This is a genomic window from Sphaerospermopsis sp. FACHB-1194 (assembly GCF_014696235.1).
GTDB classification, from domain to species: domain Bacteria; phylum Cyanobacteriota; class Cyanobacteriia; order Cyanobacteriales; family Nostocaceae; genus Sphaerospermopsis; species Sphaerospermopsis kisseleviana.
Window position 1 is genome coordinate 18,448 of sequence record NZ_JACJPU010000047.1, and the last position, 23,761, is coordinate 42,208.

Consider the following 23,761-nt stretch of genomic DNA (forward strand, 5'->3'; position numbering starts at 1 on the left):
TTTCGCGCAAAGATGCAAAGGAGCAAAGACGCAAAGGTAAATATTACTTATTTCCTAAGTACCTCTATTCTTCTTTCTCTTCTTCCTCTCTTCCTTCGTGTCCTTTGCGCCCTTCGTGGTTCAATAAATCTTCTCTTTGCGCCTTTGCGTCTTTGCGTGAGAAAAAAATAAATTTATTCATCAACACAGAATCAATTATAAAGTTGAATTATGACAGCAACACTTCAAGTTAGCCCATCATCTGTATTTGTTGTCAGTGGTGGAGCAAAGGGAATCACTGCACAATGCACAATTAAATTAGCCCAAAATCAACCTTGTAAATTCATTCTTTTAGGTCGTTCAGAAATTACAGAAGAACCAGATTATACCCGTGATTGTTTAGAAGAACCAGCTTTGAAAAAACGCATCATGGAAAATTTGATTTCTCAAGGTAAGAAACCAACACCCATGATGGTACAAAAGATATTTAATCAAATTACTTCCAGCAGAGAAATTAAAAAGACTTTAGCCGCAATTGAAGCAGCAGGGGGAAAGGCTGAATATATCAGCGTTGATGTGACTGATACAGTAGCATTACAAGAAAAACTTAATACTGTTGCTCAAAAGTTTGGGCAAATTACAGGTATTATTCACGGTGCTGGAAATTTAGCAGATAAGTTAATTGAAAAGAAAACATCTGAGGATTTTGAAAAAGTTTATACTGCCAAAGTTCAAGGTTTACAAAATTTACTCAATTGCATTCATCCTGAACAATTACAGCATTTAGTTTTGTTTTCTTCCGTGACTGGTTTTTATGGGAATATTGGTCAAAGTGATTATGCTATAGCTAACGAAATTCTCAACAAATCAGCCCACCAATTTAAAAAACATTATCCCCAAACTCATGTAGTCGCAATTAACTGGGGTGGTTGGGATAGTGGGATGGTGACACCACAATTGAAAAAAGCATTTGCTGAACGTGGAATTGATATTATTCCCGTAGAAATCGGTACACAAATGTTAGTTAATGAACTCCATCCCGCCTTTCAAAATCAATCCCAGGTGGTGATTGGTAGTCCCATGAATTTACCACCCACACCCCTAGAAAGCGAACTAAAAAGTTATCGTCTCCGCAGACGGATGACATTAGCAGAAAATCCCTTTTTATATGATCATACCATTGCCGGGGTGCAAGTATTACCAGCTACCTGTGCCATGTCTTGGATGATTCATGCTTGTGAAGAAATTTATCCAGGTTATCGCTACTTAAATTGCAAAGAATTTAAAGTCTTAAAGGGAATATCCTTTAATTCCACCCTCGCAGATGAATACATTTTAGAAATTCAAGAACTATCAAAAGCTGATGGTGAATTTATAGAATTTCAAACCAAAATATTGAGTAAAAATGCTCAAGGTAAAACCCATTTTCATTTCTCTGCTATCATCAGAGTAGTGGGTAAAATGCCAGAAGCGCCAATCTATGAAGCAATGAATCTCACAGAAGATAACATCATTACCACTATAGGTAAAGAATTTTATCAAAATGGCGATTCATCCTTATTTCATGGACCAGCTTTCCAGGAAATTACCAGGGTATTAAATGTTAACCCTAATAAAATTACCGTCGAGTGTTGCTGGCAAGAAATATCTGAACAAGCACAAGGACAATTTCCCGTTAAATGGCATAATCCCTATACCACAGATATCAGTACCCAATCACTTTGGATATGGTTAAACCACTTTCATCAAGAAGTATGTTTACCAGGACAATTAACGTATTCAGAACAATTTTTAGCAGTACCTTGTAATTTACCATTTTATGTTTCCTGCGAAGTAGAAAATAAAACAGATACAGGAGTAACAGCCAACTTTATCTTACACAGTCGAGAAGGAAAAATATACTCCCGCATTTTAGGAGCAAAAGCAGTCATTTGGCCGATGAAAATGTTAAGTAAGAAATAGATAGATAAAGAAATTGTAGGTTGGGTTAAGCGACAGCGCAACCCAACAACATCAACAAAATGTTGGTTTTTCTCATGTTGGGTTGACGTAAGGAAACCCAACCTACAATTAAAACTTTGAACCACGTTTGGGGGAATCGCGTAAATCCTTAGAAACTTGGGAAAAGAAGTAAAAATCTCTCTCTCTGCGCCTCTGCGCCTCTGCGTGAGAAACTTACTTCTTTCCCTCCTACCCCAACGAGGATTTCAACAGTGGAAAAAATAGCCATTATCGGATTATCCTGCCTCTTTCCAGACGCAAACAATCCTGAGCAATTTTGGCAGAATCTCAGCGCAGAAAAAGACTCAACTTCTGATATTAGCGTAACCGAATTAGGTTTAGATCCTAGCATATTCTACGATAAAACCAAAGGCAAACCGGAAAAATTCTACTTTTTAAAAGGTGGATTTATCCGTAACTTTGACTTTAACCCCAACGAATATAATTTACCTGGGGAATTTGTCCAAAGTCTGGACAATACTTTTAAATGGTCACTGTATGCAGCTAAACAAGCAATTATTAACAGTGGCTATTGGGGAAATCAATCTGCACTCTCTGAATGTGGCGTAATTTTAGGAACTCTCGCTTTACCAACTAAAGCATCAAATCAATTGTTTGCCCCTATTTATCAGCAAACAATAGAACCTGCAATTAGTGAACTTTTACAGGAAAAAGATTTCCGTTTAGGTGGTACATTAACCGCTGCTAAAGCATCACCCTATAATGCAATGGTTTCCGGTTTACCTGCTGCCATAATTTCCCGCGCTTTTAATCTTTCTGGAACTCATTTTTGTATAGATGCTGCCTGTTCATCATCATTTTATGCCATTAAATTAGCATCCCATTATCTGCAATCAAGTAAAGCAGATTTAATGTTAGCTGGTGCTATTAGTTGTTCAGATCCGTTGTTTTTAAGAATGTTATTTTCAGGTATTCAAGGATATCCAGAAAATGGCATTAGTCGCCCTCTTGATAAGTCATCACGGGGTTTAATTACGTCCGAAGGCATTGGGATGTTAATGTTAAAAAGATATGGTGATGCTGTCAGAGATGGGGACAAAATTTTAGCAACAATCTGCGGTAATGGTTTATCTAATGATGGCAAAGGTAAACATCTTTTAAGTCCTAATGCTCAAGGGCAAATGACAGCCTATCAAAGAGCTTATGACGAAGCAAAACTTAACCCCCAAGAAATAGATTATTTAGAGTGTCATGCAACCGGCACTCTCTTAGGAGATACCACCGAATCTAACTCTATTGAAGGATTTTTTGGCGCGAAAAATGCCAAACCCTTAGTAGGTTCAACTAAAAATAATATCGGTCATTTACTCGTTGCTGCCGGCATGGTGGGGATTACAAAAACGATTTTAGGAATGTCTAATAATGTCATCCCTGCAACTATTAATGTCAGTGAGCCGATGGGTTCTGAAAATAATGTGATATCGCCTCAAAACATTGTCAGAACCGCCACACCGTGGCCGAGTAAAGAAACTAAGCGTGTAGCTTTGAGTGCATTTGGATTTGGTGGAACAAACTCTCATTTAATTATTGAGCATAATTCTTGAGCAAGGGGAAGTCAGATAATGAATAATCAAGAAAGAATGAACGCGCAAATGGCTGCAAAAATGGCGATTGTGGGCATGGATGCCTTTTTTGGGGAATGTGATGGTTTAGATGCCTTTGAGGGCAGTATTTACGACGGAAAACAACATTTTATTCCCTTACCTGAAAAAAGATGGCATGGGATTAATGAACAAGAAAAATTATTGCAAGGTTACGGTTTAGAAGCAGGAACAGTACCCAACGGTGCATACATTAAAGATTTTGAAATTGACACATTAGCTTACAAAATTCCGCCCAACGAAGTTGAAAAACTCAACCCGCAGCAAACTTTACTATTAAAAGTGTGCGATCGCGCCCTCAAAGATGGTAACATTCAACCTAATAGTAATGTCGCTGTCATTATCGCCGCTGATATAGAATTATCTGTACATCAATTACAACAACGGTGGAATTCTTCTTGGCAATTAAAAGATGGTTTGAATGCTGCGGAAATTGCCTTACCACCAGAAAAAATCACCCAACTAGAAAACATAGTAAAAGATAGCATTCACCATCAAGTTGATATTGGCGAATATCTCAGTTATGTCGGCAATATCATGGCCAGTCGAGTTTCTTCTTTGTGGAATTTCTCTGGTCCATCCTTCACTATTAACGCCGTAGAAACTGCCACTTTTAAAGCTTTAGAATTAGCAGAAATGCTATTAGCAACTCACGAAGTTGAAGCAGTAGTTGTAGGTGCTGTTGACTTAGCTGGGGGTGTAGAAAATGTCTTCCTGAGAAGTCAATTTGGTAAACTAAATACAGGCATAAATACCCTCAGTTTTGACCAAAATGCAGACGGTTGGAATGTGGGAGAAGGTGCAGGTGCGGTAGTTTTGCAGAGACATGATACCGCATTGCAAAACAATCAACGCATCTATGCAGTCATTGATGGTTTAAGTATTGGTCAATCTCCTGCAATGGCGATAAATGCAGATACCATCAATCAAGTCTGCAAACAAGCATTAAAACAAGCCTGCATCCAACCCCAAGAGGTCAATTACTTAGAAGTCTGCGGTAGTGGCATACCCCAAGAGGACGAAGCAGAAATTCAGGGTATGCTGCAAGCTTATCCTTCGGTGGGAGATGGTTTACACTGTGCCATTGGTAGCGTCAAAGCTAATATTGGTCATACTTTCGTGGCTTCTGGTATTGCCAGTTTAATCAAAACTGCCCTGAGTCTTTACTATAAATATATACCAGCAACCCCCAACTGGTCAGGTGTGAAAACACCGCAAGTATGGGAAGGAAGCCCCTTTTATGTTGCTACCGAGTCTCGACCTTGGTTTTTACAAAAAGAGGTCAAATGTCGAATTTCTGCTATTAACAGTATTGGTTGTGACGGTTCTTTTGCTCACGTTATTTTATCAGAAGAAACCCAACAGGAAGAACGCAATAGCAGATATTTAGAATCACGCCCCTATCATCTTTTTCCTATCAATGGAAATGATGAAACTAGCTTATTAACTGCGTTAAATAACCTAGAAAAAACCATTGAAACTGCTGAATGTTTGAAAACCACAGCCAGTCAAACATTTATCAATTTTCAACAACAACCTAACGCCAATTATACCTTATCTATCACCGGACGCAACCACAAAGAACTCCTCAAAGAAATCAATTCTGCCAAAAAAGGTGTAACCAATGCCTTTGTAAATGGCAAAGATTGGGTGACACCCATTGGTAGTTATTTTACACCCAAACCATTAGGAAAAAATGGCGAAATTGCCTTTGTTTATCCTGCGGCTGTTAACACTTATGTAGGAATTGGACGGACATTATTCCGACTATTTCCTAAAGCCTTTGATGACGTAATTGTTAAAAGTTTGTACAAACGGGCAGCCGATGTTGAAAAATTAGTATTTCCCAGAAGTCTGAAAAAACTAACTACCAGAGAACTAGAAACACTAGAAAAGAAATTGTTAGATGATTCTCTGGCTATGTTTGAAGCAGAAATGCTCTTTACGAGATTCATCACCACAATTATTAGCGATGACTTCCAAATTAAACCCAAATATATCTTTGGTTATAGCTTAGGTGAAACCAGTATGATGGTTGCCCAAGGAGTTTGGAGCAACTTCTATCAAGGAAGTAACACCTTCAACTCATCATCATTATTTGGTGATAGATTATCAGGACAAAAAAATGCAGTCAGAGAGTATTGGGGACTACCAAAAAATTCTGCAAATCATGATAATAATTTGTGGAGTAACTACGTTTTAATGTCTACACCTGACCAAGTTAGAGAAGTTTTAAAAGGTGAAAATCGTGTCTACCTCACCCAAATTAATACACGAGAAGAAGTATTAATTGCCGGTGAACCAGCAGCGTGTGAAAGAGTGATCAAAAAATTAGGATGTAACGCTTTTCCTGCACCTTTTGACCACGTTATTCACGCTCCAGCGATGCAGTCAGAATACCCAGAACTATTCCGACTCAACAACTTACCAGCACAAAAAATTTCCGGAGTTACCTGTTATTCTGCGGCAGAATATCAACCAATTACCTTAGAAAGTGAAGTAATTGCCCATAATATCGCCAAAGGATTATGTCAGGAATTAGACTTTCCTCGCTTAGTCAATCGAGTTTATCAAGACGGTGCAAAAGTATTTATTGAAGCTGGTGCTGGTGGTATTTGTTCACGGTGGATAGATAAAATTCTCAGCAACCAAGAACACATTAACGTATCCTTAAATCGTCGTGGCTTAGATGACCATACATCAATAGTCAAGGCATTAGCAAAACTGCTCAGTCATGGAGTTAAATTAGATATTTCTCCCCTGTATAACCTCTCCCTAGCAACCACCAAACAAAACAAAGCAACATTGAGAAAAGTAACACTAGGTGGCAACTCTATCACCGCCGAAATTTTAAAAGCAGAAAACCGCCAACTGTTCCAAAAAGATACACATCAAAAACCGGAATCAAACACCAATTATCGAGAGTATAAAATCATTAACTCTCTCAAACCATCTTACCAAATTCAACCCCAAGACATTTACCCAGAACCAGAAAAAACGGCCATAAAACCGCTCATGGATAACCGTTTTCAACCCCAAGAAGCATTAAACTTTTCAGAATTAACCTGCACTCAAAAACCCACACCTAAAAAATTACCTTGTAAAATTCACATGAACGATTTAAAAATAGCTCAGTATCAAAAACTGACCAATAACAACTCCAAATTAACAAAAGCACACACCAGCTTTTTAGAAGCTAGAAAAGACTTCAGCCAACAAATGAGCGAAATTATCAAACTGCAATTAGCTTGCGCTCAAAACTTACTGCAACAGGAAAAATAATAGTTAGCATTCAGCTATCAGTAAGATGGTAGAAATTAATCCTATCCTACTGTTAGAATACCTGAATTTTGAATAACTAACCGCAGAGGCGCAGAGAACGCAGAGAAAAAAATTAATGCTTTATTCTCTTCCTTTCTTCCTTTCTTCCTTTGCCTCTTTGCTCTTTAGCATCTTTGCGCGAAACAAAATCTTTGTAAGCAAAATGTTGGGTTTCCTTTCGTCAACCCAACCTACTAAAAACCTTGATAACTTGAGGAAATAACTACCGTGACAACATTTAATACGGTACTCAACAAACCCAACAACGGACTTACCTTCTCCCACATTTCCCAACATCAAACCCAAGCTTGGAGAGGTTCATTAGATTATATTGCCTTTGAACAAAACGCCATCAAACAAAAACTACTCACCCTAGAAAAACCCTGTCATATAGTCAAAATAGCAGGTAACATTGGCGTAACCAACGACGGATATTTAACACCTGCTAACAACGGTGCATCCGAACAAGCAGAACTATTAATATCATTACCAGCATTAGAACTGCAACAATTTGGCGATCGCTCTTTCCTCTCCACCTATAATGTAAAATATGCCTACATGACTGGTGCAATGGCTGGGGGAATAGCATCCGAAGAAATGGTCATTGCACTAGGAAAACAACAACTTTTAGGTTCATTTGGTGCAGGTGGTTTACCTCCAGAACGCCTAGAAACAGCCATTCAAAACATCCAAACTGCCCTACCCAATGGACCTTATGCTTTTAATTTAATTCACAGTCCCAACGAACCAGCAATAGAACGTCGCGCCGTAGAATTATACTTAAAATATGGCGTTACCACTGTCGAAGCATCAGCATTTTTAGACTTAACTCCTAACATTGTTTATTATCGCATTGCCGGATTAAGTTTAAATTCTAATCATCAAATTGAAATCAAAAATAAAGTCATTGCCAAAATTTCTCGGCGTGAAGTTGCTACCAAATTTATGCAGCCACCCCCAGAAAAAATGGTTAAAGAATTACTTGCCCAAGGATTAATTACCGAACTGCAAGCAAATTTAGCCAGCAAAGTTTCAATGGCTGATGATATTACCGTAGAAGCTGATTCTGGCGGTCATACAGATAATCGTCCCCTCGTATGTTTACTACCTTCAATTATTAGTTTGCGGGACGAAATTCAAGGTAAATATAATTACGAAAAACCCATTAGAGTGGGAGTAGCAGGAGGCATTGGTACACCAGAATCCGCCCTAGCTGCATTTATGATGGGTGCGGCTTATATAGTCACTGGTTCTATCAATCAATCTTGCATAGAATCGGGAGCTTGTGAATACACCAAAAAGTTATTAGCACAAGCAGAAATGGCAGATATGATGATGGCTCCTGCTGCTGATATGTTTGAAATGGGAGTCAAATTACAGGTCTTAAAACGGGGAACAATGTTTCCCATGCGGGCGCAAAAACTATATGAATTATACCGCAGTTATGACTCAATTGAAGATATTCCCCAAGCAGAAAGAGAGAAGTTAGAAAAACAAATCTTCCGTAAAACTATCGCCGAAGTTTGGGAAGGAACAGCCGCTTATTTATCACAGAAAAACCCGGAAAAATTAGGTAAAGCTGTTAATAACCCTAAATTAAAAATGGCTTTAATTTTTCGTTGGTATTTAGGTTTATCTTCTCGTTGGTCAAGTAGCGGCGAAAAAGGTCGAGAAGTAGATTATCAAATTTGGTGCGGTCCTGCAATGGGCAGTTTTAACGACTGGGTAAAAGGTTCTTATTTAGCAGCACCTCAAAACCGTCATGTTGTTGATGTCGCCAATCACATTATGTTAGGAACTGCCTTTTTATATCGTATTCAAAACCTAAAATTCCAAGGTTTGCAACTTCCCAGTTTTTACAGTCAATATCAACCTCTTAACTCTAAATTGGAGATGTAAACATGAGTTTAACAACTACTTATAATGCTGCTCAAATTCAAGATTTTATGGTGTCTAACTTAGCAGAAGTGCTAGGGACAACACCAGAAGAAATTGACGTTCAAGAACATCTAGAAAATTATGGTTTGGATTCTGCCCAAGCTATGATTGTTATTAGTAAATTAGAAAATTTACTAGGTTTTAAACCCTCTCCGGTTTTATTGTGGCATTATCCCACCATCGCTGCGCTTTCTCAACGTTTATCAGAAGAAAATCCCGAAAATGCCCAGTTAGAAAACTCCAGCAATGGTACTGTTAATAATGTCAATATTCCTGTACCATTTTTAGATTTAGGTGTGGAAGTGGTACTAGATCCCACTATTCAACCAGTGGGTAATAATGCGATTGCTGTTACCAATCCTAAAAACATCTTTTTAACAGGGGGGACTGGTTATTTAGGGGCGTTTATTATTAAGGAACTTCTAACAGAAACCCCAGCAACTATTTATTGTTTGGTACGTGCTGCTGATGTTGCCGAAGCTAAGAGCAAATTAATCAAAAATCTCCAACAGTATGCCATTTGGGATGATCAATATAGTGAGCGTTTAATACCTATTGTTGGTGATTTATCGTTACCACTTTTAGGCATTAGTGCAGAACAATTTGAAAATTTAGCTGCCAATATTGACACCATTTATCATAGTGGTGCTTTGCTGAATTATGTTTATCCTTATTCGGCATTAAAAGCAGCAAACGTATTAGGAACTCAGGAAGTTTTAAGGTTAGCTTGCAAAACCAAAGTTAAACCTGTACATTACGTTTCTAGCGTTGCTGTTTTTGAATCTACCGCTTACGCTGGTAAGGTAGTTAAAGAACAAGATAGCTTTGATGATTGGCAAGGTATTTTCTTAGGTTATTCTCAAACAAAATGGGTAGCTGAGAAGTTAGTTAAAATTGCTGGTGACAGAGGATTACCGATTACAATCTACAGACCACCTTTAATTGCTGGAGATAGCCAAACTGGGATTTGTAACACCCATGATTTTATCAATTTAATGATTAAAGGTTGTCTACAAATGGGATGTTTTCCCGATGTAGATTATATGTTGGATATGTCCCCTGTAGACTATGTAAGTAAAGCAGTAGTTTACTTATCTAGACAGGAAAAATCCATTGGTCAAGCTTTCCATTTGCAACATCCCCAACCCGCTTCTTTAAAATCATTGGTGGAATGGATACGCACCTTTGGCTTTAAATTAGAAATGATTCCCTACGAACAATGGCAAAATGAATTAATCAATAATGTCACTGACCAAGAGAATCCATTATACACCCTGAAACCCTTTTTATTAGAGCGTTGGTCTGATGAACAAATCACCATTCCTGATTTGTATTTGCAAGCAAGAAGACCAATTATTAGCTGTGAAGAAACCCTGGAAGCATTGAAAGGAAGTTCTATTGTTTGTCCGCAAATTGACTCACAATTATTAATCACTTACACTTCCTATTTAATGCAAACAGGTTTCCTGACTCTCGCATAATTATAGTCTTAAAAAAGTAGGGTGGGCATTCCCCACCTTACAATCTAATAATTTTAGGTGAATAACACCAGTTTATAATATGAACATCAAAGGTCAATTACAGTGTAAAGAAACTGCTCTTATTACTGGAGCAGCAAGTGGAATTGGCTACCAATTAGCCTGTATATTTGCCTCTGAGAATTACAATCTAGTCCTAGTAGATAGAAACGAAATCAAACTTTTAGAAATCGCTATTGATTTCAAGGAGAAATTTAATATTCTTGTCAAAACTATTGTTAAAGATTTATCTATACATACTTCTCCCAACGAAATTTTTACAGAATTGCAACAAGATAATATTCAAGTTGATGTACTTGTGAATAATGCCGGATTTGGTACTTATGGTTTTTTTAATGAAACCAGCTTGAATCATGAATTAGAAATGTTGCAGGTTAACTTAGTTTGTTTGACTCATTTAACTAAGTTATTTCTCAAAAATATGGTTAAGCAAGGTAGGGGGAAAATATTAAATGTTGCTTCTGCTGCTGCTTTTCAACCTGGTCCTTTAATGGCGGTTTATTTTGCCACTAAAGCTTATGTTTTATCCTTTTCTGAAGCTATTGCTAATGAGTTAGAAGGTACAGGTGTAACAGTAACTGTTTTGTGTCCAGGTTCAACTGTATCTGCATTTCATGAACGCACAGGAATGGCAGATTCTAAATTGTTGAAAGGTCAAAAAATGATGGATGCTCAAACTGTGGCTTTGATGGGATATGATGCCTTAATGCGCGGTCAAACTATAGTTATTCCCGGACTTTTAAATCAAATTCTGGCGAAAAGTGTCAGATTTTTTCCTCGAAAGATGGTGACAAAAATTGTTAGAAGTATGCAAGAAAATAACTAATATTCAGTTCGATTAAATACTTCAGGACTTACGCAAAACAGAACGAAAGTCATGGATAGGGAACAGGGGGAAGATGGGGAGGTAAATAACCCTATCACCAATAACCAGTCACCAATCACCTAAAATTACCACAGACTTTGATTGCTGTGATATTATAAGAGACTGCTGCATACATTTAGCGAAAATCGAAGTTTAATCAATCATGGCTCTCACGCAACAGCGCAAACAAGAAATTCTCTCTGGCTTCCAAGTACACGAAACCGATACCGGATCTGCGGATGTCCAAATCGCTATGTTGACTGATCGTATTAACCGCCTCAGCCAACACCTGCAAGCTAACAAAAAAGATCACTCCTCCCGCCGAGGACTATTAAAGATGATCGGACAGCGCAAGCGTCTTTTAGCTTATGTTCTCAAAAACGACCGGGAAAAGTATCAGGCTTTGATTTCTCGCCTGGGCATTCGTGGTTAGGAATTATTGCTTATGTCTGCTGAAGGATCAGAACGCAGTAATTTACCTTTTGAGCCAAATAAAAAGCGTCAAAAACCTGTAAAAACTAAAACTCAACCGATAGTAAAAACACAGGAATCTAATCAAAAGTCGCCACAGCAACCACCTTACACGAAAGAGGAAATGGCGATTCCTGAAGTGGTCAGCCAGCGGATGATCCGCAGAGTCGCTGCATTTTGTGGGATACCTACGGCTTTAGGTATTACTACTCTGGTGGTCAGCTATTTGTTGGTCAGTTACGCTCATGTCCAATTACCTCCCATCGCAGTATTATTGGTGAATATGGGATTATTTGGGTTAGGGGTTTTAGGCATAACCTACGGTGTACTTTCCGCCTCTTGGGATGTAGAAAGACCTGGTACTTTACTAGGTTTTGGTGAATTTAGTACCAATTGGGGCAGAATGGTCGAAGGTTGGCGAGAAACACGCAAAAAGAACGTCTGATCAACGGCGCTCAGGTATCTTGAGATAACTGCCATATTGGGTAAATTAGGAAATGACTCTTATCTGATTTATACCCAATATGCAGACAAAGTACCTGGCGCTACATTTTTTATATATCTTCTCGCTTAATTATTTAGTAATTCCAGTAGCCAAAAATTAAATCAACATTCCTGACTCGGTAAATATTTGACTCAAAGTTTACTCAAAAATACAGGGATTTTAAAATGATTGTTGTAATGAAAGTCGGCTCCCCACAGTCAGAAATAGATCGTTTAACTCAAGAATTAGCTGACTGGGGTTTAACACCAGAAAAAATCATTGGCAAACATAAAGTAGTAATAGGTTTAGTAGGTGAAACGGCGGATTTAGATCCCCTGCAAATTCAAGAACTCAGTCAATGGATCGAACAAGTTTTACGGGTGGAAGTACCCTATAAACGCGCTAGTCGTCAGTTCCGCCACGGTGAAGCTTCTGAGGTGGTGGTAAATACTCCCGATGGGCCTGTAATTTTTGGTGAACATCATCCTTTAGTTGTGGTTGCTGGACCATGTTCGGTGGAAAATGAAACCATGATTGTGGAAACTGCACAGCGGGTTAAAGCGGCTGGTGCTAAGTTCCTGCGTGGTGGTGCATACAAACCCCGAACTTCACCCTATGCTTTCCAAGGTCACGGTGAAAGTGCTTTGGAGTTGTTAGCAAAGGCGCGGGAAGTCAGTGGACTGGGAATCATTACTGAGGTGATGGACGCTGGAGATTTGGAAAAAATCGCCGAAGTTGCTGATGTGATTCAGGTAGGGGCGAGAAATATGCAAAATTTCTCTCTCTTAAAACAAGTAGGGGCGCAATCTAAGCCAGTGCTTTTAAAACGGGGAATGGCAGCAACTATTGAAGATTGGTTAATGGCCGCTGAGTATATTTTGGCTGCTGGTAATCCGAATGTGATTTTGTGTGAACGGGGAATTAGAACTTTTGACCGTCAGTATACGCGCAATACTTTAGATTTATCTGTTGTGCCGGTGTTAAGAAAACTGACTCACCTACCGATTATGATTGATCCTAGTCATGGTGTGGGTTGGGCTGAGTTTGTACCTGCAATGGCAATGGCAGCGATCGCAGCTGGTACAGATTCTTTAATGATTGAAGTTCACCCCAACCCAGCCAAGGCTTTATCCGATGGACCCCAATCTTTAACACCAGACAGCTTTGATCAACTCATGTCAGAATTAGCAGTTATTGGTAAAGCCGTCGGTCGTTGGCCACAACCTGCATTGGCAATTGTGTAATATAACAGGTGACAGGTGACAGGTGACAGTAGAGATGAGGAGATGGGGAGATGCTCACAGGGATAGGTTTTTAATATTATCTGTTGAGGCAGGACCTGGAAGACAAGGAGGGAAAGTAGACAAGGAAGATTTTCTACAAAACAAGGTCTGTTTAGCCTCAGTTTTTGTTACCAATTGTACATTCTTGTTACGTATTTCCTCCCTTGTCACCTTGTCTGCCTTGTCCTCCAAGTCTTGCCCTCACGACAATGTAAAATACCTACCCTTGTGAGGGGAGATGGGAAGAAATATTTACCTCCTGCCTCCTGCCTCCTGCCTCCTGCCTCCTATAAATTATCTTCTTCTTCTGCTACCAAAACCGGCTGAACGGCTACCAGAAGAACGGCCACTGCCAAAACTACTACCAGAATTACGGCGAGTAGAACTGGAATTACCAGAAGGACGGAGATTACTGCTACCAAAACCTGAACCTGTTGCTCTATTACCTGTATTCGTGCGGGTTGTGGTAGAAGTAGAACCCCCTGTGTTTCTGATCGAACCTGTAGTGCGGAAAGCTGTACGATTTCTTACGGCTGCGGGTGGTTCATTATACCGAGAACGATAACTGGAAACGGCTGCATCATAGCTAGAACCATATCCACCATAACCGGTCATAATTCCACCGGGCTGATAAACGGGAGGTACATAATATTGAGGTCTAAATAACAGACTACCAATAGCTTGACCTGCTATGTTACCAGCTAAAGCTCCAGCAAAAGGTGTCCAGAAGTTAGATTCTTGACGTACAATTACGGTTTCTTGTTGTCCGGTTTGGGGATTGGTTTTGGTTTCGGTGACGTTGTGAACGTACTCAATTTTAAAGTCTTCTGTCAGATATAAGGCTGGCTGACCATTTTCTACTTTGAGATAGGTTTTTTTACCTGCTTTGAGTTCTTCATCTGTCAACCGAGCCATTTGTAACTTTTCTGTGCTAAAGGTAGGCGGCTGACTACCAAGTAAAAACAGCGTATACTCCCCATTAGCATCATTGTAAGTAGCCTGTTGTACGTCGTACCGTCCATCATTTAATTTGGTGGGGGTTGCACTTTGGCTGCTACTTTGGCTACTACTTTGGCTACTACTTTGAGTAGAAGATGTAGTTTGGTTTCCTCCCCCACAGGCGACACTTGTCAAGCACAAACTTAGTGCTAAACAAAAAATTGTTAGTTTACGCATTATAGTCCTGATCATTAGATAATTGTCCTTATGTGTTAGTTATCATTGTCGATGTTAGGTGTGATAACTAAAGAGTAACAACAAGTTACAATGGGATCAATTCTGGAAAATACTGCAACAATTGATCGTTTGTGAGTTCGTCTCCTAGCTGGGCTGGTGAGAAATGCACTTGGATAGCTCGGAGTTTATGGTTGTAGTGTAAGTTGATGAAAGCTTTCAATCCTTCTTTTAAGGCTTGGATGTTGGAAAGGTCTGTTTCTAATTCTGGTACTTCTCCTTCATAAGCCACTGTCACCATGATGACTACGTTGCGCGTTACAGGAATAGATAAAGGTTGATCGAAACCAGAGGAAGAACTAATATCAAATTCAGCGCCGTATCTTTGGGCGCAGTCGGTAAATAATTCATTGACATAATCTCCCGCTTCTCCTTCATTCCAAAAAACATCTCCTTCATTAGCTGCTGAAAGCCAGTATTGATCGTATCTGAGCAAAGTTTCACAAATTTCTACTAATCCTTCGCCCAAAACTTCTAAATCACCGTCAGCTTCAATCGCTTCTCTTGCGGCGCGGTTTAAAACTCCTAAAATTGGTGCTACTTCACTGCCGGCTAAATGCACAAATAGACGACAAACTACATAGCGAGTTCTACCCATCATTTTATTAAAAAAATTGCTCATTTTTCTTCTCCATATAATTTTCTTAGTTATAGCAGGAGTCAGAAATACAGATAATATTTCAAAGTTTAGTTGTTAAAGGCAAAAATGAAAATTGGTATTTTAGGACTGGGACTGATAGGCGGTTCATTAGGTTTTGATTTACGTTCCCAAGGACATTATGTTTTAGGAGTTAGCCGTCGTGAATCAACCTGTCAAAAAGCTGTTGATATTGGCAGTGTCGATCAAGCATCAATTGATTTGAGTTTGTTAGCTAGTGCTGAAGTTGTGTTTATTTGTACTCCTATAGGACTGATTGTGCCTCAAGTTGAACAGTTGGTTGCTCATTTGCCTGAGACTACTATTGTAACTGATGTAGGTTCAGTAAAAGCACCTATAGTCAATGCAATTTCTCCTCTATGGAAGAATTTTATTGGCGGTCATCCTATGGCGGGAAATACAGATGTGGGTATAGAGGCCGCACAGCGCAATTTATTTGTGAATCGACCTTATGTACTCACACCAATAGAAACAACCCCAACTACTGCCATTACTGTTTTAGAGGAAATTGTGCGATCGCTTGGTTCTATTATCTATCATTGTCAGCCAGAAAAACACGACCGGGCTGTGAGTTGGATTTCCCATTTACCTGTGATGGTTAGCGCCTCTTTGATGGCTGCTTGTTTGGGTGAAACCGATCCAGAAATTTTTCAATTAGCCCAAAACCTTGCTAGTTCAGGATTTCGAGATACCAGCCGCGTTGGTGCTGGTAATCCAGAATTAGGGGTGATGATGGCGCAATATAATCGTCAAGCATTAATCAATTCACTACATCAATATCGTCAAAACCTCGACATATTTATTAACGTGATTGAACAGGAAAACTGGGAAGTTTTAGAGCAAAAGCTCAAGTTAAATCAACAAAATCGTCCTAAATTTGTGGAATAGATAATATCCTGAATTATGTACGGGTTTAGCATTACTAAACCCCTACTGACTCCTGATTACTTTACGGGTTTTATAAATGTCAAATTTATGTAATTTTGTTGCTTGTTGAGATAATTTGAATTTTATCAGAATCAGGATGTCCAGGATTTGAGGATTTACAGGATAATAACGCAGATAAACGCAGATAAACGCAGATAATAAAATCTTTTCAATCAACCATAATATTAATTATTGAGATATATCCTGAATAAAGAATTTACCTTAAATTTCACTTTCTCTTCTATTAACACCTTTTCCACCAAACACCGACGATTTAAAGACTGTAAAACTTTGATAAATCTAGCATTTGATAATTCCAAATCAGTAGGTTTTTGAAGAATATCTATCGGTTCATTTTGTCTTGCTAACCAGTTAATTACATGATATTCTAATTCTGATAAACGTTCTAAATGATTTTCTAATAGTGCTTCTATATCTCCTAAAAATACCTCATCTTCATCTATTAAACATTGGTAAACTTGACCATTAAATAATTCTTTAATCGCTAATGTGATAATATTTAACCAACCAGGATGACCTTGATAGAGTGTGATTAATTCTTCCCATTTTTCATCATCTTTTAAATCTTTTTCTTGGAATATTGCTTTAGCATCTTCTCCTAAACCTTGCAGATGTAATGTTTTTGTATGTTGGTTTTCATTTTCTAAGGTTTCGATATCTGCGGGTTTTTCCCAACTGATTAAAATTACACAACTTTGATGATATGAATTTGCAATTTGTTGGAAAAATTTACTAGAATCTTTGTATTCTGTTAAATATTGACCTGGGAAGTTACCAAATTGAAAAATATTCTCTAGGTCATCCATGATCACTAAACAACGAGATGATTTAAAATAATCTAGGATTTCAGGTAATGGTTTTGATAGGGATTAACAAAGGAATTGTTTAAGTTCGTTTTTAACAGTTATCAGTTTAGGAAGATTATCAAGACTGCGATAAATAATATAATCAAATTGTGTGGTAATTTCTGAGATTAATTTCAGTGTTAAGGCGGTTTTACCAATTCCACTTAATCCGTAAATTGTGATTAGTCTAGTGTGATTTTCTAATATCCATTGTTTGAGAGTGGCAATTTCTGAAGTGCGTCCATATTTATAGTTTAATTCTGGTGCTTTTGTAAGGTCAATTATTGGGGTTTGGTTTTGCGAAGAAGATGATTGATTTTGTATATCTTCTAAAGATTGGGAGTTTTCTCTACAGATATTGATACGGCTTTTATTTATATTAGGCTTACTAATAATCAATGAAGAATTACCATAATTGTAGATAGTAGATGCAGCTTGATTTTCTAAAATAGAATGAACATTACTTTGTTTAATATCTTCTTTAAAAACCTCAGATAGAAGTTTCCATAATTTTGATGGACAAATACCAGAATCAGGTTATCATTCTTCTAATATTCAACTACCACAACAACAGTTTCCCCAAGGACAAATCAAACCTGCACCTTCAGCCAAAAATGATGTTGTCACACTTTTAAAGTTAGCTCAAAGTAAAGGTGGTAGTATATCACTCACTGATGCAGTGATTGAACTTGGTCAACCTACTTCAGAAGTGCGCTCAATTTTAGAAACTATTTGTACTGATGGACTCATGGAAATTACCAACGATAAATCCACAGGAGCAATAATTTACAAATTACTATAAGTATAGTAGGGTGGGTTAATGAGGGCGTAACCCACAACAGTAAATTCTTAAATCCTGGATATCCTGATTCAGACAAAATACTAGATCCCGGACTTCTTAAAGAAGTCCGGGATATGAAGTATGTGGGTATTAATAAATTCAACATCCTGAAAATCCTGAAATCCTGGATATCCTGATTCAGACAAATTGATAAAATGAATAATCAGATTTACAAACCTAGAGGAATACGATCATCACCTTTCTCTAAAACCAGACGAAACCCACAAGATTGAACTATTTGCAAAAACTTACTAAAGTTAATATCATTTTTCTTTCCAGAACAAATATCTTGAATAACAGCAGGAGAAAGATTAACTTCTTTAGCTAATTGTTCAATAGAAATATGATCATTTTCCATGATAGAAACTAAAAATTCAGATAGTAAAAACTCCTGATATCCTGATGCAAACTTAGCTTGAAAATCATCATCTTGCATCATTCTATCAAAAGTTGATAACTGTTCATTCTTCTTCATAATATTTTCCTTCCTCATGACGTTGAATAAAAGCATTCATATATTGTATAGCTTTCTCTTTTTGATTGTTGGGTAGTTTTTGTGTTTTTTTCTGAAAAGCATTAGTGACAATAATTTTTTTACCAGTAAAAAAGAAACATAAAAATCTATCTGGTTGTGGTTTAAAAGCGTAAATTTTATCTCCTTCATTACGAAATTGCTCTTTATTACTTATTTTGCCAAAATCACCAATTCTTTTCACTAAAAATAAAAATTTTAATTGTTGTTGTTCGGATAGTTGATTAAAATACTCCAGAGCTTCACTTTTACCATGTTCATCAAAATACCACTCCAACTGAAAAACTGAACCAACATAAATTATATATTCTTTATTCATATAGCTGTAGCCAGAATTATTATGAAATTATTAATCCTTAACAACTGATAATAGCAAGGGTTTCACTCTAGCCTTCTGCTATAGCTCATGATTATAGCATATCTGTTTACAAATTAATCAAAGCAACTCAAATAGCATTTTATCAAAAAACACATCCTAAAAATCCTTAAATCCTGGACATTATCTCGACTTACTTCGACTGCGCTCAGTACAGGTCGCTCGATAACCACCTGATTCTGACAAAATCACATCCTGAAAATCCTAATTCAAACAATTATTATCAAACACCCTTCACCCTAATCAAACCCCGATCAAAAACACGATTATTAGTACCAATACCACTCACCTCAATTCTATCTGCATACACATCATAAGCAGCAAAACTCAAATTACTTGTAGAATATTCAGTCCACTCAGAACGACCCACAGAACGATTTCCCGCACCCGCACCACAAGTTAAATAAGTTGTACCATTAATAGAACGAGTGCGTTCATAATGATGTTCATGACCATTAATATAAAGTTGCACACCGTACTTTTGAAATAAAGGAGTAAACGTCTTAATAAAATTCGCATTACTCCCATAAACACCAGAAGCATAAATCTGATGATGACCAAATACAATCTTCCAAGCAGCTTTACTTAAACTCAATTCTTTATCTAACCAAATTAGCTGATTTTTCCAGTCAGCATTCCCATTAGTATCTAAACCAAAAAACTGTACATTATCCCTAATAAATGTATAGTACCTTCCCTGCATATTGAACCCAGGATAATTTACCTGTGGAACACCATTATCAGTTCTAATATCGTGATTACCTAAACAAGCATGAAATTTCACACCTTTTTTCAACAAAGGTTGATAAGGACGTTCAAAAACTGCCCCTATTTTCTCAATTTCCCCATTGTTATAAATATTATCACCAGCTAAAATAACTAAATTATAGGGATTTTTTTGATGATAAAAATTCATCGCCCTAGCAACAGCATACTGTCCTTTAGCACCTGTTCCCGTATCCGCAACCGACACAAACCGCAATAACAAATCTTTTTGGTTGGAATTTGCAGCTATAGCAGTTTCTAAAAAAGGATTTTTAAGATTTTTATTCACAAACTTACCAGCAAACAAACCCGAAAACAACCCACTCAGACCACCTAAAACTAAAAATTCCCGACGTTTCATATTTATAAATCAATAAATCAACAAATCAACATCAATTATATGTCACAAGATAGAAAACGCAAACCCAGAAAAGAACAAAAAACTCCACCTGCTCCACAACCTTACCAAAAAAATCAACCAATTTGGAAAACAGCAATAATTCAATTTCTCCGAGGAACAATAGGAATTTTAGAAAATACAGTAGTCAAACTAGAAACAGAACCACCTCCAACTACTGAAAAAAAACCTAATCTTTTAGCAAGGGTTTTATTAGCATGGGATAAATTTTTACAAACATTCCGCTTGTTTTTACCATCCAAAGTTGCTAATAATGTATCAGATTTTACCTTAAACGCAATTTTTGCTATTTTTGCAGTGGTGATAGTCGGGGTTACAGCAACTTTCTTGACTCCCAAACCTACTCAAGTAGCAACCATTCCCCCAGATATTCCTTTAGTTGCAGAAGTTCCCACACCCAAACCTATCCCAGAACCTACACCCGAACCTATCCCAGAACCTACACCCGAACCTATCCCAGAACCTACACCAGAACCCACACCCGAACCAGAACCCACACCAGAACCTATCCCAGAACCTACACTAGAACCTACCCCCGAACCTACACCAGAACCAACACCCGAACCCACACCAGAACCAACACCAGAACCAGAAGCAGTACAATTAACACCAGAACAAGCTTTAATAGCAGCAATAGAACAGCAACTTGCGGAAATTACCGTTATCTCCGTACAAACCAAAGAAGATGAAAATATTTCTATTAATCTGATAAAATTAGTCCAAGCTAATTTTCGCACCAGCGACTTAACCATAAGAATTAGTGATGATTGGTACACCTTAGAACCATCACAACAGCAACAATTAGCAGCGGATATATTAAAACGCTCTCAAGAACTAGATTTTACACATTTACAACTTGTTGATGCTGAAAATAAATTAATTGCACGTAGTCCCGTTGTGGGTAATGAAATGATCATGTTTAGTAAACATTCATGAATCAGGATTCATTACTAGCAAAATTTGTAGTTAAAAGTAACCATTGTGAAATTTGCATCTTATGAGATAAAATAGGTAATTTATCAGTTGAAAGACTCCTCTTTTAAATATGACCAAAACTTACACCGTCGAAATTAACCACCAAGGCACAATTTATAATTTGCAAGTTCCTGACAATGAAACCATCTTAGCTGTTGCAGAAACAAAACTTTTAGAGTTACCAGCTTCCTGTCATGCTGGAGTTTGTACAACTTGTGCTGCTTTGATCACTGAAGGAAGCGTAGATCAATCTGAGGGAATGGGTGTAAGTCCAGAATTGCAAAAACAAGGTTATGCTTTACTTTGTGTAGCTAAACCTCTTTCTGATTTAAAAATCGAAACAGACAAAGAAGAAGTAGTTTATCAGAAGCAATTTGGTAAAAGTTAGTCAACCGTTTAATGGGTAATTAAGTAATCAATGTTTACCAATTACCAATTACCCATCACCAATCACCCAAAATAGCTGTATTCTAGAAATAATCAAAACCCTATATTTTACCATCATGACCACTCATTTTATTACTGCCGAAATCGATCTCCAAGAAACACCCACAGAATTACAAAAAGCTATTGAAGCGGAATTAAAAAAACAAGGTGAACCCCTGCGCTGGGCGGTTACTTCCGTAGATACAGAACAGGAAAAAGCAACAATAGAAGCAGTTGTCACCACAGCAAACCCTGAATAATTAAGATTAAGGCGTTGCTGAATGAGCATGAAAAAACTGAGAAATTTACAACCAGCAACTTTGCGCCTTTGCTCCTGTGTCCCTACCCTGCGGGATCTTCTGACGGAGATTGCGCGGAAACATAATTCATAATGCCATGATGCAACGCCCATATACAGCAATTTTAATTATACCTACCGGCATAGGCGCGTCCATAGGTGGTTATGCAGGTGACGCATTACCAGTAGCTAGAGTTATATCACAGGTGTGCGATCGCCTGATTACTCATCCCAATGTCCTCAACGGTGCAAGTTTATACTGGAATATTCCCAACTCTTTCTATGTAGAAGGATATGGTTTAGATAAATTTGCCGCTGGAGAATGGGGTTTAAGACCCGTGCATAGTAACCGAGTAGGTTTACTTTTAGACCAAGGACTAGAACCAGAATTAATGCTGCGACACCTGCAAACAGCAGACGCAGCCAGAGCCACACTAGGACTAAATCTTACAAATCATGTAATTACAGATGCCCCATTAAACGTAGAATTACGTATATCCCCATCTGGAGCCAGTTGGGGAACAATCGGCAACCCAGACAGTTTATTGCGGGCAGCAGAAAAATTGATTAAAAAAGAGAAAGCAGAGGCGATCGCAGTAGTAGCCCGTTTTCCCGATAACATAGATGAACAAGCAACGCAAAATTACCGTCATGGAAAAGGCGTAGATCCCCTAGCAGGTGCAGAAGCCGTAATTAGCCATTTATTAGTGCGAACCTTTAAAATACCTTGCGCCCATGCACCAGCCCTAGCACCAGCACCCCCAGATCCCGATTTATCTCCCCGTTCCGCAGCCGAAGAAATAGGTTATACTTTTTTACCATGCGTCCTTGTCGGTTTAAGTCGCGCCCCTCAGTTTATCGTCAACAGAGAATTTATCAATTCTTTACAAGCAGACATTTGGGCAGATCAAGTAGATGCCGTTATAGTACCAGCAAACGCCTGTGGGAGTAGTACCTTACTAAGTTTAAGCCAGAAACAATGCCAAATAATAACTGTTACAGAAAATAAAACTTTAATACAAGTTCCTGCCCCAGCGTTAGGAATAAAATCTATAAAGGTAAACTCATATTTAGAAGCAGTCGGTGTCTTAGTCGCCCACAAAGCAGGTATTAATCCTTGGTCATTAGTCATTAGTCATTAGTTATTAGTTATTAGTTATTAGTTATTCTCCCCCTGCTCCCAGTCCCCAGTCCCCAGTCCCCAGTCCAGTCCTCATTATTTAAACGCCTGTGGTAGAACAACAAAAGCAAGAACCAGAAATTCCTGAACTCTCACGCACCCAAGTCCTCGTAGCTATGGGCGCAACAGCGATTATTTTATGGATAGCCGCCAAATTGTGGCTGCGCTTTGGTAACGTTGCCCTATTTAAGTTGTACTGGGAACCCCAGGATTTATTTTTGGGTTTGGGGTTGGGTTTAGTCATCACTGTTTTTAGTGGTTTAGCTTATCGCTTCTCTCCTCCCTATCGCAAAAGCGCAGATTATTACCTAGAAATGGTAATTAAACCGTTAGCTTTACCAGACTTGCTCTGGCTGGGGCTGTTACCGGGTTTAAGTGAAGAATTATTATTTCGCGGTGTCATGTTACCCGCTTTGGGCGCTGATCATGTAGCCGTCATTGTCTCCAGTCTTTGTTTTGGAGTATTACATCTCAGTGGTGCTGAACAATGGCCTTATGTAATTTGGGCAACTATTATCGGTATCATCTTGGCATATAGCGCCTTATTGAGTGGCAACTTGTTAGTACCAATAATGGCTCATATCCTGACAAATTGGCTATCTAGCTATCTGTGGAAAATTCGGCAATTATAGCAGGGGACTGGTGACTGGTGACTGGTGACTGGTGACTGGTGACTGGTGACTGGTGACTGGTGACTGGTGACTGGTGACTGGTGACTGGTGACTGGTGACTGGTGACTGGTGACTGGTGACTGGTGACTGGTG

23 protein-coding genes are annotated in these 23,761 nt (G+C 38.3%); 16 read left to right on the top strand and 7 right to left on the bottom strand.

Going from position 1 to position 23,761, the window contains the following annotated elements:
• Positions 1–210 precede the first annotated feature (210 nt).
• From H6F45_RS21365 to aroF, 9 genes are all read left to right on the top strand, one after another.
• Positions 211–1,941: an SDR family NAD(P)-dependent oxidoreductase gene (locus H6F45_RS21365; protein WP_137666565.1), complete on the top strand. Its 1,731-nt coding sequence runs from the start codon at positions 211–213 to the stop codon at positions 1,939–1,941.
• Between the two features lie 251 nt (positions 1,942–2,192).
• Positions 2,193–3,545: a polyketide synthase gene (locus H6F45_RS21370; protein WP_096572230.1), complete on the top strand. Its 1,353-nt coding sequence runs from the start codon at positions 2,193–2,195 to the stop codon at positions 3,543–3,545.
• Positions 3,546–3,563: 18 nt separating this feature from the next.
• Positions 3,564–6,884 carry a type I polyketide synthase gene (locus tag H6F45_RS21375; RefSeq protein ID WP_242052696.1) on the top strand — a complete coding sequence of 1,107 codons (3,321 nt, stop codon included), beginning with the start codon at positions 3,564–3,566 and terminating at the stop codon, positions 6,882–6,884.
• A gap of 267 nt (positions 6,885–7,151) precedes the next feature.
• Positions 7,152–8,822: a PfaD family polyunsaturated fatty acid/polyketide biosynthesis protein gene (locus H6F45_RS21380; RefSeq protein WP_137666563.1), complete on the top strand. Its 1,671-nt coding sequence runs from the start codon at positions 7,152–7,154 to the stop codon at positions 8,820–8,822.
• A gap of 2 nt (positions 8,823–8,824) precedes the next feature.
• Complete coding sequence (locus H6F45_RS21385) at positions 8,825–10,342, top strand: thioester reductase domain-containing protein (protein WP_190348337.1); 1,518 nt, start codon at positions 8,825–8,827, stop codon at positions 10,340–10,342.
• Between the two features lie 79 nt (positions 10,343–10,421).
• Positions 10,422–11,225 (top strand): SDR family oxidoreductase, encoded by an 804-nt coding sequence (locus tag H6F45_RS21390; protein ID WP_137666561.1) that lies wholly within the window; start codon positions 10,422–10,424, stop codon positions 11,223–11,225.
• Between the two features lie 202 nt (positions 11,226–11,427).
• A complete protein-coding gene (gene rpsO / locus H6F45_RS21395) occupies positions 11,428–11,697 on the top strand; it encodes a 30S ribosomal protein S15 (protein ID WP_096572226.1) in 270 nt (89 codons plus the stop codon).
• A gap of 12 nt (positions 11,698–11,709) precedes the next feature.
• Complete coding sequence (locus tag H6F45_RS21400; RefSeq protein ID WP_137666560.1) at positions 11,710–12,180, top strand: PAM68 family protein; 471 nt, start codon at positions 11,710–11,712, stop codon at positions 12,178–12,180.
• A gap of 224 nt (positions 12,181–12,404) precedes the next feature.
• A complete protein-coding gene (gene aroF, locus H6F45_RS21405) occupies positions 12,405–13,463 on the top strand; it encodes a 3-deoxy-7-phosphoheptulonate synthase (protein WP_187038503.1) in 1,059 nt (352 codons plus the stop codon).
• A gap of 333 nt (positions 13,464–13,796) precedes the next feature.
• Here the strand turns inward: aroF and H6F45_RS21410 are convergent, their stop codons facing one another.
• Complete coding sequence (locus H6F45_RS21410) at positions 13,797–14,693, bottom strand: hypothetical protein (RefSeq protein WP_190348338.1); 897 nt, start codon at positions 14,691–14,693, stop codon at positions 13,797–13,799.
• A 70-nt stretch (positions 14,694–14,763) separates the two neighbouring features.
• Complete coding sequence (locus H6F45_RS21415; RefSeq protein WP_137666557.1) at positions 14,764–15,357, bottom strand: DUF1517 domain-containing protein; 594 nt, start codon at positions 15,355–15,357, stop codon at positions 14,764–14,766.
• Positions 15,358–15,441: 84 nt separating this feature from the next.
• On the opposite strand from H6F45_RS21415, the gene H6F45_RS21420 reads away from it, so the two are divergent.
• Positions 15,442–16,281, top strand: a complete 840-nt coding sequence (locus H6F45_RS21420; protein ID WP_137666556.1) for a prephenate/arogenate dehydrogenase — start codon at positions 15,442–15,444, stop codon at positions 16,279–16,281.
• A 224-nt stretch (positions 16,282–16,505) separates the two neighbouring features.
• On the opposite strand, the gene H6F45_RS21425 is transcribed toward H6F45_RS21420, so the two are convergent.
• Positions 16,506–17,147: a hypothetical protein gene (locus H6F45_RS21425; RefSeq protein WP_190348339.1), complete on the bottom strand. Its 642-nt coding sequence runs from the start codon at positions 17,145–17,147 to the stop codon at positions 16,506–16,508.
• Between the two features lie 63 nt (positions 17,148–17,210).
• On the bottom strand, positions 17,211–17,585 hold the full coding sequence (locus H6F45_RS21430; protein WP_190348340.1) for an ATP-binding protein: 375 nt from the start codon (positions 17,583–17,585) through the stop codon (positions 17,211–17,213).
• 280 nt (positions 17,586–17,865) lie between these two features.
• On the opposite strand from H6F45_RS21430, the gene H6F45_RS27120 reads away from it, so the two are divergent.
• On the top strand, positions 17,866–17,988 hold the full coding sequence (locus tag H6F45_RS27120) for a hypothetical protein (protein WP_277877012.1): 123 nt from the start codon (positions 17,866–17,868) through the stop codon (positions 17,986–17,988).
• Between the two features lie 208 nt (positions 17,989–18,196).
• Here the strand turns inward: H6F45_RS27120 and H6F45_RS21435 are convergent, their stop codons facing one another.
• The 3 genes from H6F45_RS21435 to H6F45_RS21445 all read right to left on the bottom strand — a co-directional run bounded on the left by H6F45_RS21435 (position 18,197) and on the right by H6F45_RS21445 (position 20,067).
• Entirely contained in the window at positions 18,197–18,502 is a 306-nt protein-coding gene (locus H6F45_RS21435; protein WP_096572218.1) for a helix-turn-helix transcriptional regulator, read from the bottom strand.
• A complete protein-coding gene (locus H6F45_RS21440) occupies positions 18,489–18,878 on the bottom strand; it encodes a type II toxin-antitoxin system RelE/ParE family toxin (RefSeq protein WP_137666553.1) in 390 nt (129 codons plus the stop codon). The genes H6F45_RS21435 and H6F45_RS21440 overlap by 14 nt, the downstream gene beginning before the upstream one ends.
• Before the next feature lie 280 nt (positions 18,879–19,158).
• Positions 19,159–20,067, bottom strand: coding sequence for a metallophosphoesterase (locus tag H6F45_RS21445; protein ID WP_137666552.1), 909 nt, complete (start codon positions 20,065–20,067; stop codon positions 19,159–19,161).
• 33 nt (positions 20,068–20,100) lie between these two features.
• On the opposite strand from H6F45_RS21445, the gene H6F45_RS21450 reads away from it, so the two are divergent.
• From H6F45_RS21450 to H6F45_RS21470, 5 genes are all read left to right on the top strand, one after another.
• Positions 20,101–21,054 carry a hypothetical protein gene (locus tag H6F45_RS21450; protein WP_190348341.1) on the top strand — a complete coding sequence of 318 codons (954 nt, stop codon included), beginning with the start codon at positions 20,101–20,103 and terminating at the stop codon, positions 21,052–21,054.
• A 109-nt stretch (positions 21,055–21,163) separates the two neighbouring features.
• Positions 21,164–21,481, top strand: coding sequence for a 2Fe-2S iron-sulfur cluster-binding protein (locus H6F45_RS21455; RefSeq protein ID WP_137666550.1), 318 nt, complete (start codon positions 21,164–21,166; stop codon positions 21,479–21,481).
• Positions 21,482–21,596: 115 nt separating this feature from the next.
• Positions 21,597–21,779 (top strand): hypothetical protein, encoded by a 183-nt coding sequence (locus tag H6F45_RS21460; RefSeq protein WP_190348342.1) that lies wholly within the window; start codon positions 21,597–21,599, stop codon positions 21,777–21,779.
• A gap of 139 nt (positions 21,780–21,918) precedes the next feature.
• A complete protein-coding gene (locus H6F45_RS21465) occupies positions 21,919–22,959 on the top strand; it encodes a DUF3326 domain-containing protein (RefSeq protein ID WP_190348347.1) in 1,041 nt (346 codons plus the stop codon).
• A gap of 88 nt (positions 22,960–23,047) precedes the next feature.
• Complete coding sequence (locus H6F45_RS21470) at positions 23,048–23,629, top strand: CPBP family glutamic-type intramembrane protease (RefSeq protein WP_190348343.1); 582 nt, start codon at positions 23,048–23,050, stop codon at positions 23,627–23,629.
• Positions 23,630–23,761: the final 132 nt, after the last annotated feature.

Excerpts from the sequence above, each read along its gene's own strand:
- H6F45_RS21365 (WP_137666565.1), top strand. The coding sequence starts at position 211 with ATGACAGCAACACTTCAAGTTAGCCCATCATCTGTATTTGTTGTCAGT.
- H6F45_RS21375 (WP_242052696.1), top strand. The coding sequence starts at position 3,564 with ATGAATAATCAAGAAAGAATGAACGCGCAAATGGCTGCAAAAATGGCG.
- H6F45_RS21385 (WP_190348337.1), top strand. The coding sequence starts at position 8,825 with ATGAGTTTAACAACTACTTATAATGCTGCTCAAATTCAAGATTTTATG.
- H6F45_RS21390 (WP_137666561.1), top strand. The coding sequence starts at position 10,422 with ATGAACATCAAAGGTCAATTACAGTGTAAAGAAACTGCTCTTATTACT.
- rpsO (WP_096572226.1), top strand. The coding sequence starts at position 11,428 with ATGGCTCTCACGCAACAGCGCAAACAAGAAATTCTCTCTGGCTTCCAA.
- H6F45_RS21400 (WP_137666560.1), top strand. The coding sequence starts at position 11,710 with ATGTCTGCTGAAGGATCAGAACGCAGTAATTTACCTTTTGAGCCAAAT.
- aroF (WP_187038503.1), top strand. The coding sequence starts at position 12,405 with ATGATTGTTGTAATGAAAGTCGGCTCCCCACAGTCAGAAATAGATCGT.
- H6F45_RS21410 (WP_190348338.1), bottom strand. The coding sequence starts at position 14,693 with ATGATCAGGACTATAATGCGTAAACTAACAATTTTTTGTTTAGCACTA.
- H6F45_RS21415 (WP_137666557.1), bottom strand. The coding sequence starts at position 15,357 with ATGAGCAATTTTTTTAATAAAATGATGGGTAGAACTCGCTATGTAGTT.
- H6F45_RS21420 (WP_137666556.1), top strand. The coding sequence starts at position 15,442 with ATGAAAATTGGTATTTTAGGACTGGGACTGATAGGCGGTTCATTAGGT.
- H6F45_RS21425 (WP_190348339.1), bottom strand. The coding sequence starts at position 17,147 with ATGGATGACCTAGAGAATATTTTTCAATTTGGTAACTTCCCAGGTCAA.
- H6F45_RS21435 (WP_096572218.1), bottom strand. The coding sequence starts at position 18,502 with ATGAAGAAGAATGAACAGTTATCAACTTTTGATAGAATGATGCAAGAT.
- H6F45_RS21440 (WP_137666553.1), bottom strand. The coding sequence starts at position 18,878 with ATGAATAAAGAATATATAATTTATGTTGGTTCAGTTTTTCAGTTGGAG.
- H6F45_RS21450 (WP_190348341.1), top strand. The coding sequence starts at position 20,101 with ATGTCACAAGATAGAAAACGCAAACCCAGAAAAGAACAAAAAACTCCA.
- H6F45_RS21455 (WP_137666550.1), top strand. The coding sequence starts at position 21,164 with ATGACCAAAACTTACACCGTCGAAATTAACCACCAAGGCACAATTTAT.
- H6F45_RS21460 (WP_190348342.1), top strand. The coding sequence starts at position 21,597 with ATGACCACTCATTTTATTACTGCCGAAATCGATCTCCAAGAAACACCC.
- H6F45_RS21465 (WP_190348347.1), top strand. The coding sequence starts at position 21,919 with ATGCAACGCCCATATACAGCAATTTTAATTATACCTACCGGCATAGGC.